The sequence below is a fragment of the Pseudomonas sp. NFIX10 genome (assembly GCF_900111955.1).
Lineage (GTDB): Bacteria > Pseudomonadota > Gammaproteobacteria > Pseudomonadales > Pseudomonadaceae > Aquipseudomonas > Aquipseudomonas fluorescens_AA.
In genome coordinates, this window is record NZ_FOKH01000021.1 from 1 (window position 1) to 13,610 (window position 13,610).

Sequence of the window (13,610 nt, forward strand, 5' to 3'; positions counted from 1 at the left end):
TCGGTGAACTGGGTCAGCGCCGGCATTTTCAGCTCGGGCATGGTGACCAGGATGCCGATGGCCAGGGCGACGATGGTGCCGATCTTGAGGAAGGTCGACAGGTAGTCCCGCGGCGCCAGGATCAGCCACACCGGCAGCACCGCCGCGACGAAACCGTAGCCGATCAGCATCCAGGTGATCTGGATCCCGGTGAAGGTGAAGGCCTTGGCCCAGACCGGATCGGCGGCGATTTGCCCGCCCAGCCAGATCGAACCCAGCAGCAACAGCACGCCGATGAGCGAGATCTCACCGATGCGGCCCGGGCGGATGTAGCGCATGTAGAGGCCCATGAACATCGCGATCGGGATGGTCGCCATCACCGTGAAGATGCCCCACGGGCTCTCGGCCAGGGCCTTGACCACGATCAGCGCCAGCACCGCGAGGATGATGATCATGATCAGGAAGCAGCCGAACAGCGCGATGGTGCCGGGGATGCGGCCCATTTCCTCGCGCACCATGTCGCCCAGGGAGCGACCGTTGCGGCGGGTGGACAGGAACAGGACCATGAAGTCCTGCACGGCACCGGCCAGCACCACGCCGGCGATCAGCCAGAGCGTGCCGGGCAGGTAGCCCATCTGCGCCGCCAGCACCGGCCCGACCAGCGGCCCCGCGCCGGCAATGGCCGCGAAGTGGTGGCCGAAGAGGATGTGCTTGTTGGTCGGGACGTAGTCCAGGCCATCGTTGTTGAGCACAGCGGGGGTGGCCCGGCGCGCGTCGAGTTGCATCACGTTGTTGGCGATGAAGAGGCTGTAGTAACGGTAAGCGACCAGGTAAATGGCCACGGCGGCGACGACGATCCACAAAGCGTTGATCGCCTCACCTCGGCGTAATGCCACGACGCCCAGGGCGCACGCGCCTACGACGGCCAGCAGTAGCCAGGGCAGATGGCGCAGCAGGCTATTATTGTTTTTCATTTTTATATTCCAGCCAGGGTGGACAAGAAAGATAGCCATTGGAGTTTAGCGCTAACCCGGGCAAAGGCCATACTCGACATTCGTCTGTCTGTTGCCGAACGGTGACGATGCCCTGTCAGTTGGGTCTATAGTCAATGAATCTTCAGAGGGATGCGTCATGAGTGAACGTCGCCGCTTCGTACGAGTTGACTTCCATGCCAGGACCGAGCTGAGCCAAGGCCCGTTCATCTGGCCGGTAGAGTTGCTGGATCTGTCCCTCAAGGGGTTGCTGATCAAGAAACCCGAACCCTGGCTTGGCAATATCGAGCGATCCTTCATGGCCGATATTCATTTGAGCCCTGATGCTGAGATCAAAATGGAAGTTCGCTTGGCCCATGATGACCATGGTCACCTGGGCTTCGCCTGCGAGCACATTGACCTGGACTCCATCGCCCACCTACGCCGGCTGGTAGCGCTGAACGTGGGCGACCAGGACGAGTTGGAGCGGGAGTTGGCGGCGTTGATCCATATCTGAGCAGCCCTGCTCCAGCCCCCAGTATTCGATCGTTCCCACGCTCTGCGTGGGAATGCATCCCGTGACACTCTGCGTCACCCTCCAGAATCGGAACGCGGAGCGTCCCTGGCGGCATTCCCACGCAGAGCGTGGGAACGATCGGTACCTGACACACCGAGTTGTTGGGTTTTAGGGCTGCTGCGCAGCCCAACGGGGATAAATCCCCTCGCCACAGATAAGTCCATTCTCCACAAAGGGCCTTGTACAGCCTTAGGGTTATTCGAACAACGCATCCAACGCCTGCTCCAGGCGTGTCACCGCAATGATCTGCAACCCCGGCGGCGCTTCCTTCGGTGCATTGCCCTTGGGCACGATGGCGCGCTTGAAGCCATGCTTGGCCGCTTCCTTGAGCCGCTCCTGGCCACTGGGCACCGGCCGGACTTCCCCCGACAGCCCTACTTCGCCGAACACCAGCAGATCATGGGGCAGCGGTCGATTGCGCAGACTGGACATGACCGCCGCCATCAATGCCAGGTCGGAGGCGGTCTCCAGTACCTTGACCCCACCCACGACGTTGAGAAACACGTCCTGGTCGTGAGTCGGAATCCCGCCGTGTCGGTGCAACACCGCCAACAGCATGGCCAGCCGATTCTGATCCAGGCCCAGGGTGACCCGCCGTGGGTTCGCCAAGTGGCTGTCATCCACCAGCGCCTGCACTTCCACCAACATCGGCCGGGTCCCTTCCCACGTTGCCATGACCACACTGCCCGGGACTTCTTCCTGGGCACGCGTCAGAAAGATCGCCGAAGGGTTCGAGACTTCTTTCAGGCCCCTGTCGGTCATGCCGAACACACCCAGTTCGTTGACGGCGCCAAAGCGGTTCTTCACGGCACGCAATAAACGCAGGCGCCCATCCGACTCGCCTTCGAAATACAACACGGTATCGACCATGTGCTCCAACACCCGCGGTCCCGCCAACGCACCTTCCTTGGTGACGTGGCCCACCAGGAAAATCGCCGTGCCGCTCTGCTTGGCGTAGCGCACCAGCAACGCCGCGCTTTCTCGCACCTGGGACACGCCGCCCGGGGCCGATTGCAGCTGTTCGGTGAAAATGGTCTGGATCGAGTCGATCACCATCACCTTGGGCTTTTCCACGCGCGCCGTGGCGATGATGGTTTCGATGCAGGTCTCGGTCATGACCCGCAACTGGTCCTGGGGCAAGCCCAGGCGCCGTGCGCGCATGGCGACCTGCTGCTGGGACTCTTCGCCAGTGACGTACAGCGCCGGCATGCGGGTGGCGAGGTTGCACAAGGTTTGCAGCAGGATGGTGGATTTGCCGATGCCCGGGTCCCCACCGATCAGCACCACCGAACCGTCCACCAGGCCGCCGCCCAGCACCCGGTCCAGTTCACCGGACGCGGTGGAAAATCGCGGGATTTCTTCAACGCTGACTTCAGCCAGGGTCTTGATCTGCGCCTGCTGACCGGCCCAGCCCGTGCGCCCGGTGGGGGCCGCCGCGCCGCCGCTTTCCACCATGGTTTCGGTCAGGGTGTTCCAGGCCCCGCATTCGCTGCATTGGCCGGCCCATTTGGGAAAGGTCGAACCGCACTCGGTGCAGCCGTACATGCGCTTTGCCTTGGCCATCTGAACTCCGGGGTAAAAACCGCGATGATAGCCCAGGCAGTGGCTAGCGCGGGGCCGGCATTCTGATTTCGCCCTTGGACAGATCCATTGCGGTATTACCCAATGGGTCCTGGGCCTGCAGATCCGCCCCCTTGGCCTTCAAGGCGTCGAGCAATTCGGTGCGCTTGAACAGCCCGGCATACATCGCGGCGGTCTGTCCGGCACCGTTGCGTTGGTCCGGGCTGCAATCGGTGGACAGCAAGCGACGGGCAATCTGCACTTCGCCCTTGAAAATGGCGCCCATCAGCGCCGTATTGCCACGTTTGTCCTGGGCACAGGCATCGGCCCCCGCGGCCAGCAATCGCTCCACCGCCGGAGCGTGGCCGTGATAAGCCGCCAGAATCAGCGCGGTGTAGCCCTTCTCATCCCGGGTATCGAGCGAATAACCGGCCTCGATAAACGTATCGAGCATCGGCATATCGCCCCGGCGAGCGGCGTCGAAATAATAGTTTTGCAACTGTTCCTGGACCGCAGCCGGTTCGGTGGGTATTGGTTGATCGGCCAGTACGGTCAGTGACCAGGTCGCAAGCATCGACAAGAAGAATTTACCCATCATGACGTCTCCCCATGACTCAAGGCTGTGGGAGCGAGCTTGCTCGCGATGCAGACGCTGCGGTGCGCAGCCAGGCCGAGTCGCCTGAATCGCGAGCAAGCTCGCTCCCACAGGTGGATCAGTCGCTCAGTTTTTCCGCCAGAGCCTTGACCCGGGCCAAGTCACCTTTGGCGACACGTGCCACGCCAGTGCCGTATTCAGGATCGGCCTTGTAGAGGAACGACAGGATGATGTGCTTGCTCTCGTCATCAGTGGTCGCCAAAGAGCCACCAAAGCTTTCGATCAGGTCATCACGTTCTTTCTTGCTGAACGAACGATACAAATCACCGGCCTGCTTGAAGTTCTGCTCGCGCTGGATTTTCGCCTGCTGGGTGCTGCCACTCAGCGCGGTCTGGCTGTAGCGTGCCGCCTGCGGTTCTTCACGAGGCGTCAGGCGGCTCGGCTGGTAATTCACGCCGGTGCTGGTGCTGCCTGGGTTCATCGCACCGTCCTGGTTACCGTTGTTCACCGCCACCTTGGGGGCGTTGATCGGCAATTGCAGGGCATTGGCGCCTAGGCGGTACATCTGCGTATCGGCATAGGAAAACACCCGCCCCTGGAGCAGACGGTCCTCGGAAGGCTCGATACCTGGCACCAGATTCGCTGGCGCCATCGCCACCTGCTCGGTTTCCTGGAAGACATTCGCCGGATTGCGGTTCAAGACCATTTGCCCGACCTTGCGCTCAGGCACGCCCGGCCAGATCTTGGTCGCGTCCAATGGGTCGAAGTCAAACTTGGCAAGGTCTTGCGGATTGAGCACTTGGACATACAAGTCCCACTTCGGGAAGTCGCCCTTATTAATATGACTCACCAGATCATTGGTCATATGGCTGTAATCCTGTCCTTGAACTTTCACAACTTCTTTCGGATCGAGATTTTTCAAGCCCTGCAAACTTTTCCAATGAAACTTCACGTAATGAACATCACCCTTGGCGTTAATCAGCTTGTAGGCATGTACACCGTTACCGTCCATTTCACGGTAACTGGCCGGTGTGCCGGAGTTGGAATACAACTCGGTCAGGGTACGGGTCGATTCTGGAACATGGGAGAAGAAATCGAAACGCCGTGAATCATCGTCCAGGTTGGTCCGCGGATCGGGTTTGAACGCATGGACCATGTCCGGAAACTTGATGGCATCGCGAATGAAGAAAGTCGGGAAGTTGTTGCCCACCAAGTCCCAGTTACCGTCGGCGGTGTAGAACTTCGTAGCGAAGCCACGGGGGTCACGCAGGGTTTCCGGCGAATGATTACCGTGCACCACGGCAGAAAAACGCACGAACACCGGAGTGACCTGACCTGCGGCAAAGACCTTGGCCTTGGTCAGGTCGCTGAGATCGTCGGACACCGTGAATGTGCCGTGGGCGCCGGTACCACGGGCATGCACCACGCGCTCGGGGATGCGCTCACGATCGAAGCGCTGGAGCTTCTGGATCAACTGCACGTCTTGCAGCAGGGTCGGACCGTTGGGACCTGCCGTCTGCGAATTCTGGTTATCACCGACCGCCGCACCGTTGTCCCGCGTGAGGGTGGCCGCGTTGACAGACAAGGATAGAAGGCTCGCGGTCAGCACAAAAAGAGCGCGGCGATGGGAATAAGCCCCGTGGCCAAGGGAAGTGTTCATAGGCATGTTCCTCTGATGTTATAGAGCGCATCCATGTGCGCCATCCAGAGGCTAGTGCCGGGGAAAGAAAAACCTAAATAGAAATGCCGTACCGTACCGATAGAAAAAACGTTATAGGGCCCCCAGGCCGAAACCGCGTATCACGCGCGATTGATGGCACTTTGTAAACTTTTCATCCGAGCCCCGGTCGATAACTGAAGCTTTGTAAGCAGGCGTTTCGAGCAGGACTCGTTGGGCTGATTTACACTGCCACTCATCTTTCATCTGTTACAAGGAATAACTCATGGGCGTGCTAAGCGAGTTCAAGGCCTTCGCGGTCAAAGGCAATGTCGTCGACATGGCCGTCGGGATCATCATCGGCGCCGCTTTCGGCAAAATCGTTTCGTCATTCGTCGGCGATGTGGTCATGCCGCCGATCGGCCTGCTGATCGGTGGCGTGGATTTCAGTGACCTGGCCATCACCCTCAAGGCCGCCCAGGGTGATGCGCCTGCCGTGGTGCTGGCCTACGGTAAATTCATCCAGAGCACCATAGACTTCATCATCGTGGCGTTCGCCATTTTCATGGGCGTCAAGGCCATCAACCGCCTCAAGCGTGAGGAAGCCGTAGCCCCCAGCGCGCCCCCGGTTCCGACCAAGGAAGAGCTGCTGCTGAGTGAGATTCGCGACCTGCTCAAGGCTCAGAACGAGCGGTCCTGAGCCTACCAGTAGTTTTCCACCGCCACCTGGCCCGGACGACGGGTCAGGCTCAGTTGCAGGCCCCTGGCCTTGAGCAGCTTGCGCGTGTCGTCGATCATTTGCGGGTTGCCACACAGCATCACCCGCGAATGCTCCGGTGTCAGTGCTACACCGGCCGCGCGCTCCAGCTCGCCGTTGTCGATCAACGTGGTAATGCGCCCACTGAGCGCCCCCGGGTGCTGCTCACGGGTGACGGTCGCAATGAAACGAAACTTGTGAGCGTACTCGGCCAGGTAGTCGCGCTGGTGCAGTTCGTTGATCAAGTCCTGATACGCCAACTCCCGCGCCTCGCGCACGCTGTACACCAGGATGATCCGCTCGAATTTTTCCCAGGCCTCGAAATCCTGGAGGATCGAAAGAAACGGCGCCACGCCCGTCCCCGTGGACAGCAACCATAAATCCCGGCCATCGACGAAGCGGTCCAGCGTCAGGTAGCCAAAAGCCTGGCGATCCACCAACAGCTCGTCACCCGGTTGCAAGCGGCTGAGTTCGCTGGTGAACTCGCCCTCGGGAACCACGATGGAAAAGAATTCGAGAAACTCGTCGAAGGGCGACGACACCATGGAGTACGCCCGCCAGACGGTGGTGCCGTCCGCCTTGGCGACGCCCAGCCGGGCGAACTGGCCCGCCCGGAAGCGAAAGCCGCGATCCCGGGTCGTGCGTAACGTAAACAAATGAGACGTCACTGGCTGGACATCGAGCAAGGTTTGGCGGGTGAACTTCTCTGCGCTGTCGGTCATGAGCCACTCCTAGGGGACAAGACGTGCAGTGTCCCGCAAAGCGAGCGTCTTCACCACCGACAACAAGTAATGGCATTTTAGCTACAGTCACCGCCTTCATCGCCAATCTTTTACTAAACTTATACAAAGTTACAGCCACGTAAAACCAACCAAATAAAAATTGATTCCTTAAATATTACAAAATGTAAGCTGGCTAAAAAAAACCCACTACCAGTTAGGAATAGTCCTACACTAAAATTTCGCATCATGGATTGGATCCGCATGGACGAATCAAACCCAGGAGAGAGCGATGGACAGGTGGAAGGACTTGTTACTGAGGAAGTTATCCTGTGAAAAAGACCTGCAGACGGCCTATCGTCTGGTGTTGAATTTCTTTAACAATCAGGGATTTGAATATTGCGCATTTGCAGCCTATCTCGGAAGCCCCGATAAACACACCAGCAAGGTGAACCTGAATAACTACCCTTATGGATGGGACCGGTTTTATGAACAAAACGGTTATGCGTCGAGCGATCCATTAGTAGCACATTGCAATCAATCACCGCTCCCGATCTTGTGGGACGAGACTGTTTTCGCTCAGTCCCCCAGGTTATGGCGAGAACTTAATCGACAGGGACTCAAGTACGGCTGGACCCAGGCCGTTCATGACGACCAAGGGGCACAGTGCAGCCTGTTCAGCCTCGCACGAACCCATTGCCCCATTGATATCGAGGAACACTATGGCAATCTCGGCTACGCCATCTTCGCCAGTCAAAAGCTGCATGCGCTCGCCAGCAAAAAACTGTCCGACACCGTCGTAGTCAAGCAGAACTATCACTTGTCGCCGAGAGAAATCGAAGTACTGAGGTGGTCAGCCGAAGGCAAGACGGCTTCGGAAGTGGGCAGAATTCTCTGTCTTTCCGAACGAACCGTGAATTTCCATGTGTGCAGTTGCATGCGAAAACTGAACGTCAGCAATAAAATTTCGGCGGTGGCCAAGGCTGCCCAGATTCATGTGATCTGACCCGTGGCGCGGCACTGCCGAGCTGAAAAACCTGCGAGTAATGTGCAACAAAAAAACGTACCATTTACGGTCCCTCTTGAATGATGCCGCTTTTTACACGCGACGCAGTTCATTCAGGCGGTCCCGCACAGACACCACCTCCAGGCAGCGGGACATTCGTTGATTTCCAGAGTCCCCAGCCATGCCCCTGTTTGACAGCCCTTTCGCCCAACTCGACCTGATCCGCCAACCCGAACAGCAGAACGAACCGCTGCAAGCCTTCGATGCGGCCGATGAATACCTGCTCACGTATCTGGCCGAGCAACAACCGGCCGCGCAGACTCGGGTCCTGGTGCTCAATGACGGCTTCGGCGCCCTGGCCGCCAGCCTGGCCGGCAACGTCCTGGTGACCAGCAGCGGTGATTCTTTCCTGGCATTGCAGGCACTGGAGAAAAACCTGGTGCGCAATGGCCGGCCCTTCGATGCCGTGCCAACGCTGCCCGCCAGCGAACCGTTGACCGGCCCGTTCGATCGTGTCCTGATCAAAGTACCGAAAACCCTGGCCCTGCTGGAGGAACAACTGATTCGCCTGCAAGGCCAACTGTCGCCGGGCGCCCAGGTGATCGCCGGGGCCATGATCAAGCACCTGCCCCGGGCCGCCGGCGATTTGCTGGAGCGTTACATCGGCCCGGTGCAAGCCTCCCTGGCGGTGAAGAAAGCGCGGCTGTTGATCGCCACACCGTCCACCGCCTCTGCACCCGGCAGTACGCCGGTCGTGTCGCCCTACCCCACGCGCTACTGGCTGGACGAGCCGAAAATCGAACTGCTCAACCACGCCAACGTGTTCTGCCGCGAAGGCCTGGACATCGGCACGCGGGCGTTCCTGCCACATTTGCCGAAAAATCTCGGCACGGCCCTGGTCGCGGATCTGGGCTGCGGCAATGGCGTGCTGGCCATCGCCAGTGCCCTGCAAAACCCCGAGGCCCGCTACACCCTGGTGGACGAGTCGTATATGGCCGTGCAATCGGCAGCAGAGAACTGGCGTGCGGCCCTCGGCGAACGCGAAGTGACGATCCGGGCCGGCGATGGCCTGGCCGGACAAGAAGCGCAGTCACTGGATGTGGTGCTGTGCAACCCGCCCTTCCACCAGCAACAAGTGGTGGGCGACTTCCTCGCCTGGCGGATGTTTCAGCAGGCTCGCGAAGCGTTGGTGGTGGGCGGCGCGCTGTACATCGTCGGCAACCGGCACCTGGGTTACCACAGCAAACTGGCGCGGTTGTTCCGAGGCGTCGAGCAAGTGGCCGCCACGCCGAAATTCGTCATTCTCAAAGCCCGCAAATAGACCGTCCGCTGCGGGAGCGAAGCTCGCTCCCGCAGCGGAAATCAGTGGGTGGTCAGCCCCGCGGCATTCATGAACATCCGCATCAGGCTGGCGACGATGAACAACGCCAGCACACTGCCAGCCCAGATCAACGCCAGCCAGCCGAGCCGCTGCCAGAGCGGCTTGCGCTCGGCGGCCTCGATGTCTTTCAAGTCCGGTTTGGCCATGCTCGAAGCCCTCAATGGTAGCCGTCGTCGTGGGTCACCTTGCCGCGGAACACGTAGTAGCTCCAGAAGGTGTACACCAGGATCAACGGAATGATGAACAGCGTGCCCACCAGCATGAAACCTTGGCTCTGGGGCGGTGACGAGGCGTCCCAGATCGAGATGGACGGCGGCACGATGTTCGGCCACAGGCTGATGCCCAAGCCGCTGTAGCCGAGGAAGATCAGTACCAGGGTCAGGATGAAGGGCGTGTAGTTGGCATTGCGGGCCACCGCGCGGAACAAGCCGTACATGGTCACCAGCACCAGGATCGGCACCGGCAGGAACCAGAACAGGTTCGGCAAGGTGAACCAGCGGGCCGCGATGTCCGCGTGGGCCAGCGGCGTCCAGATGCTGACGATACCGATCACGGCCAGCACCACGAACGCCAGCGGCCGGGCCAGGTCATGCATCTGCTCTTGCAACTTGCCTTCGGTCTTCATGATCAGCCAGGTGCAGCCGAGCAACGCGTAGGCCGCGATCAACGCCAGGCCACAGAACACCGTGAATGGCGTGAACCAGTCCAGGGAACCGCCAGCGAACTGGCGATTGACCACTTCAAAGCCGTCAATGAACGCCCCCAGCGCCACGCCCTGGAAGAAGGTGGCCGTCAGCGAACCGCCAATGAACGCCTTGTCCCAGAGGTGGCGCTTCTCGGCCTTGGCCTTGAAGCGGAACTCGAAGGCCACGCCGCGGAAGATCAGGCCGATGAGCATCAGGATCAACGGCAGGTACAGCGCCGACAGCACCACCGAGTAGGCCAGCGGAAACGCCCCGAACAGTCCGGCACCGCCCAGCACCAGCCAGGTTTCATTGCCGTCCCAGACCGGTGCCACGGTGTTCATCATGACATCACGGTCGCGCTCGCCCTTGACGAAGGGGAAGAGGATGCCAATCCCCAGGTCGAAGCCGTCCATGATCACGTACATCATGATGCCGAAGATGATGACCACGGCCCAGATCAGCGGAAGATCAATACCCATGACTCAATTCCCCTTGTTCGAGCGGTCGTTGTGGTCCATATCGTCGCCGTCGCCGTCGTCGGCGGCCGACAATGGCCGGGCCGGCGTGCGTTTCTGGCCCGGGCCACCATCGCTCGGCTCGGCTTCGTGGGCCTCCGGCCCCTTGCGCACCAGGCGCATCATGTAGCTCAAACCTGCGCCGAACAGCGCGACATACACCACGACGAACAGCACCAGGGTGATGCTCATCTGCGCGAAGCTGTGGCCGGACGAAGCATCGGCCGTGCGCATCAAGCCATAGACTACCCAGGGCTGGCGGCCGATTTCCGTGGTAAACCAGCCGGCCAGGATCGCGATCAGGCCGGACGGTCCCATCCACAGCACCATGTAGAGGAACGGTCGGGATTGATAGATCCGATCCTTGCGCCGCAGCACCAGGCTGCACAGGCCGGTGAAGATCATCAGCAGGCCCAGGCCGACCATGACCCGGAACGACCAGAATACGATGGTCGAATTGGGCCGGTCTTCAGGTGGAAACTCCTTGAGGGCCGGCACCTGTTTGTCCAGGCTGTGGGTCAGGATCAGGCTGCCCAGGTAGGGAATCTCCACCGCGAACTTGGTCCGTTCCTCCTTCATGTCCGGCAGGCCGAACAGGATCAGCGGGGTCGGTTCATTGCCGACGTTTTCCCAGTGGCCCTCGATGGCGGCGATTTTCGCCGGTTGATGCTTGAGGGTGTTCAGGCCATGGAAGTCGCCGATGACCGCTTGTATCGGCGCCACCAGCAAGGCCATCCACATCGCCATCGACAGCATCCGGCGGATGGCCGGGTTATCGCGGCCGCGCAACAAATGCCAGGCCGCCGACGAGCCGACGAAGAACGCCGTGGCGACAAACGCCGCGGTGGACATGTGCAGCAATCGATAAGGAAACGAGGGGTTGAACACCACCGCCAGCCAGTCCACCGGGATCACCCGGCCGTCGATGATTTCGTAGCCCTGGGGGGTCTGCATCCAGCTATTGGAGGACAGGATCCAGAAGGTCGAGATCAGGGTGCCGATCGCCACCATGACCGTGGAAAAGAAGTGCAGGCCACGGCCGACGCGGTTCCAGCCAAACAACATCACGCCCAGGAAACCCGCTTCGAGGAAGAACGCCGTGAGCACCTCGTAGGTCAGCAAGGGGCCGGTCACCGCGCCGGCGAAGTCCGAAAAGCGGCTCCAGTTGGTCCCGAACTGATAGGCCATGACCAACCCGGACACCACCCCCATGCCGAAGTTGACGGCAAAGATTTTCGACCAGAAGTGGTACAGGTCGCGGTAGGTGTCATCGCGGGTCTTGAGCCACAGCCCCTCGAGCACCGCCAGGTAACTCGCCAGGCCGATGGTGATGGCCGGGAACAGGATGTGGAACGAGATCGTGAACGCGAACTGGATTCGGGCGAGATCGAGCGCCTCCAAACCGAACATAAGTCTTCCTCTGTCAGGTAAAACCGGCTGCGGGCGGGGGTAGCACCAGCCCCCAGGGATATGGAGTGCGATGCTTTTCAAATCGTTCTTTTTATAACCGTCACATCGCAGGACTCTGGCCGGACGGCCGCCAGCCCAACGCCCCGAAGGGTATTGATCTGGATCAAGCAATGCTCAAAGAGTAGTCGCAATATTGCCGATGGACGGCGTGGTCTTTTGTCGCGTGACAGGTTGTCTCAGGAGTTGACGCCAATGGAAATCTTTTGTGGCGAGGGGATTTATCCCCGCTGGGCTGAAGCAGACCCACCCATTTCAGCCAGAATCCAATTGGCGAGCGCTACGCACTCGAACGGGGATAAATCCCCTCGCCACAATAAATCCCCTCTTCACAGGAATCGCGCATCGCACAAAATCGATGTTTGGCTAACTATTTTTTCCAGCGGACGTAATTTCCAGTTACACCTCGGCGATAATCTCGTGGCCTTCCTCATCGGACCCGTCATAGATGCCCAGCCAAGCGCCGCTGCTGCTCCGTCACCATCGTCCCTTCATCGCCTTCTGGCTGGCCCGGATATTCACCGCCAGCGGCTTCCAGATGCTCACCGTGGCCATCGGCTGGAACCTCTATCAACTGACCGGCAACGTCCTGGACCTGGGCCTGGTGGGGTTGGTGGAGTTTGCCCCGCGCGTGCTGTTCATGCTCCACACCGGGCACGTGGCGGACCGCTATGACCGGCGCAGGGTCGCGGCCATTTGCCAGTCATTGCAGGCCATGATTGCCCTGGCGCTGGCGATTGGCAGCGCCACCGACAACGTCACGCGGGAGATGATCTTCATCCTCGCCTTCCTGCTGGGCGCCGCTCGCTCTTTCGAAATGCCGACCACCCAGGCGTTGCTGCCAAGCATCGTGCCGGCGAGCCTGTTTCCCCGCGCCGTGGCCGCCGCGCAATCGGCCCAGCAATCGGCCACCATCGTCGCTCCGGCACTCGGCGGCTTGCTCTACGCCTTCGGCAGCGTCTGGGTCTATGGGCCGACGGTGCTGCTCTACATCATCGCCTGCTGCCTGATGCTCAACCTGCCCGCCCGGCAGACGCCACTGAACAAAGGCAAGGCGACTCTGGATTCTTTGCTGGCCGGGATTCGCTTCATTCGCAGCCGCCCGGACATTCTCGGGGCGATCTCCCTGGACCTGTTCGCGGTGTTGCTCGGCGGCGCGACGGCGCTGCTGCCGGTGTTCGCCAAGGACATCCTGCTCACCGGTCCCTGGGGCCTGGGCCTGTTGCGTTCGGCACCGGCGGTCGGGGCCTTGCTGATGTCGTTGTGGCTGGCGCGGTTTGCCGTGGAGCGCAAGGTCGGCCGGGTGATGTTCACCGCCGTGGGCGTGTTCGGCGTCGCTACCATTGCCTTCGGCCTTTCCACCTCGTTCTGGTTTTCCCTGGCAGTGCTGGTGGTGCTGGGTGCGGCAGACATGATCAGCATGGTGATCCGTGCCTCGTTCGTGCAACTGGAAACTCCGGATGACATGCGCGGCCGGGTCAGCGCGGTAAACGGGCTGTTCATCGGCGCGTCGAACCAGCTGGGCGAGTTCGAATCCGGCCTCACCGCCCACTGGTTCGGCACGGTGCCGGCGGTGGTCATGGGCGGTGTCGGCACGCTGTTGGTGACCGGGACCTGGATCAAGCTGTTCCCGACCCTGGCCAACCGCGATCGGATGCACGAGCCGGTGGACGAAGCGAAAGCCTAGGTTTGGACGAAAGTCGCCGAGCGGCGATCAGGCAAGGCGAAAACAGGCGAGGA

13 protein-coding genes are annotated in these 13,610 nt (G+C 60.5%); 5 read left to right on the plus strand and 8 right to left on the minus strand.

Features of this window, described 5'->3' with window-relative positions; all coding sequences use genetic code 11:
* On the minus strand, window positions 1-953 hold a 953-nt coding region (locus BM321_RS18890), incomplete at its 3' end, for a carbon starvation CstA family protein (protein ID WP_305882077.1).
* Window positions 954-1,110: 157 nt separating this feature from the next.
* Between BM321_RS18890 and BM321_RS18895 the strand changes: the two genes are divergently transcribed.
* Window positions 1,111-1,467: a PilZ domain-containing protein gene (locus BM321_RS18895; protein ID WP_092443966.1), complete on the plus strand. Its 357-nt coding sequence runs from the start codon at window positions 1,111-1,113 to the stop codon at window positions 1,465-1,467.
* A gap of 255 nt (window positions 1,468-1,722) precedes the next feature.
* On the opposite strand, the gene radA is transcribed toward BM321_RS18895, so the two are convergent.
* The 3 genes from radA to katB form a co-directional block, all read right to left on the minus strand.
* Window positions 1,723-3,090, minus strand: coding sequence for a DNA repair protein RadA (gene radA, locus BM321_RS18900; protein ID WP_060740535.1), 1,368 nt, complete (start codon window positions 3,088-3,090; stop codon window positions 1,723-1,725).
* A 43-nt stretch (window positions 3,091-3,133) separates the two neighbouring features.
* A complete protein-coding gene (locus tag BM321_RS18905) occupies window positions 3,134-3,682 on the minus strand; it encodes an ankyrin repeat domain-containing protein (RefSeq protein WP_092444090.1) in 549 nt (182 codons plus the stop codon).
* Between the two features lie 118 nt (window positions 3,683-3,800).
* A complete protein-coding gene (gene katB, locus BM321_RS18910; protein ID WP_092443968.1) occupies window positions 3,801-5,342 on the minus strand; it encodes a catalase KatB in 1,542 nt (513 codons plus the stop codon).
* 283 nt (window positions 5,343-5,625) lie between these two features.
* Between katB and mscL the strand changes: the two genes are divergently transcribed.
* Window positions 5,626-6,039, plus strand: coding sequence for a large-conductance mechanosensitive channel protein MscL (gene mscL, locus BM321_RS18915; protein ID WP_092443970.1), 414 nt, complete (start codon window positions 5,626-5,628; stop codon window positions 6,037-6,039).
* 2 nt (window positions 6,040-6,041) lie between these two features.
* On the opposite strand, the gene BM321_RS18920 is transcribed toward mscL, so the two are convergent.
* The gene (locus BM321_RS18920; protein WP_092443972.1) at window positions 6,042-6,818 is read right to left on the minus strand and encodes a ferredoxin--NADP reductase; all 777 of its coding nucleotides are present in this window, start codon (window positions 6,816-6,818) and stop codon (window positions 6,042-6,044) included.
* A 289-nt stretch (window positions 6,819-7,107) separates the two neighbouring features.
* Between BM321_RS18920 and BM321_RS18925 the strand changes: the two genes are divergently transcribed.
* Both BM321_RS18925 and BM321_RS18930 read left to right on the plus strand, forming a co-directional pair.
* A complete protein-coding gene (locus BM321_RS18925; protein ID WP_092443974.1) occupies window positions 7,108-7,821 on the plus strand; it encodes an autoinducer binding domain-containing protein in 714 nt (237 codons plus the stop codon).
* 181 nt (window positions 7,822-8,002) lie between these two features.
* The gene (locus BM321_RS18930) at window positions 8,003-9,142 is read left to right on the plus strand and encodes a methyltransferase (RefSeq protein ID WP_092443976.1); all 1,140 of its coding nucleotides are present in this window, start codon (window positions 8,003-8,005) and stop codon (window positions 9,140-9,142) included.
* 41 nt (window positions 9,143-9,183) lie between these two features.
* On the opposite strand, the gene BM321_RS18935 is transcribed toward BM321_RS18930, so the two are convergent.
* The 3 genes from BM321_RS18935 to BM321_RS18945 are packed head-to-tail and all read right to left on the minus strand — an operon-like array spanning window position 9,184 to window position 11,813.
* The gene (locus BM321_RS18935; RefSeq protein ID WP_003205785.1) at window positions 9,184-9,348 is read right to left on the minus strand and encodes a DUF2474 domain-containing protein; all 165 of its coding nucleotides are present in this window, start codon (window positions 9,346-9,348) and stop codon (window positions 9,184-9,186) included.
* Window positions 9,349-9,359: 11 nt separating this feature from the next.
* Window positions 9,360-10,367 carry a cytochrome d ubiquinol oxidase subunit II gene (gene cydB / locus BM321_RS18940; protein ID WP_053125566.1) on the minus strand — a complete coding sequence of 336 codons (1,008 nt, stop codon included), beginning with the start codon at window positions 10,365-10,367 and terminating at the stop codon, window positions 9,360-9,362.
* Between the two features lie 3 nt (window positions 10,368-10,370).
* Window positions 10,371-11,813, minus strand: a complete 1,443-nt coding sequence (locus BM321_RS18945; RefSeq protein WP_092443978.1) for a cytochrome ubiquinol oxidase subunit I — start codon at window positions 11,811-11,813, stop codon at window positions 10,371-10,373.
* 505 nt (window positions 11,814-12,318) lie between these two features.
* Between BM321_RS18945 and BM321_RS18950 the strand changes: the two genes are divergently transcribed.
* On the plus strand, window positions 12,319-13,557 hold the full coding sequence (locus BM321_RS18950; RefSeq protein WP_092443980.1) for an MFS transporter: 1,239 nt from the start codon (window positions 12,319-12,321) through the stop codon (window positions 13,555-13,557).
* Window positions 13,558-13,610 lie beyond the last annotated feature (53 nt).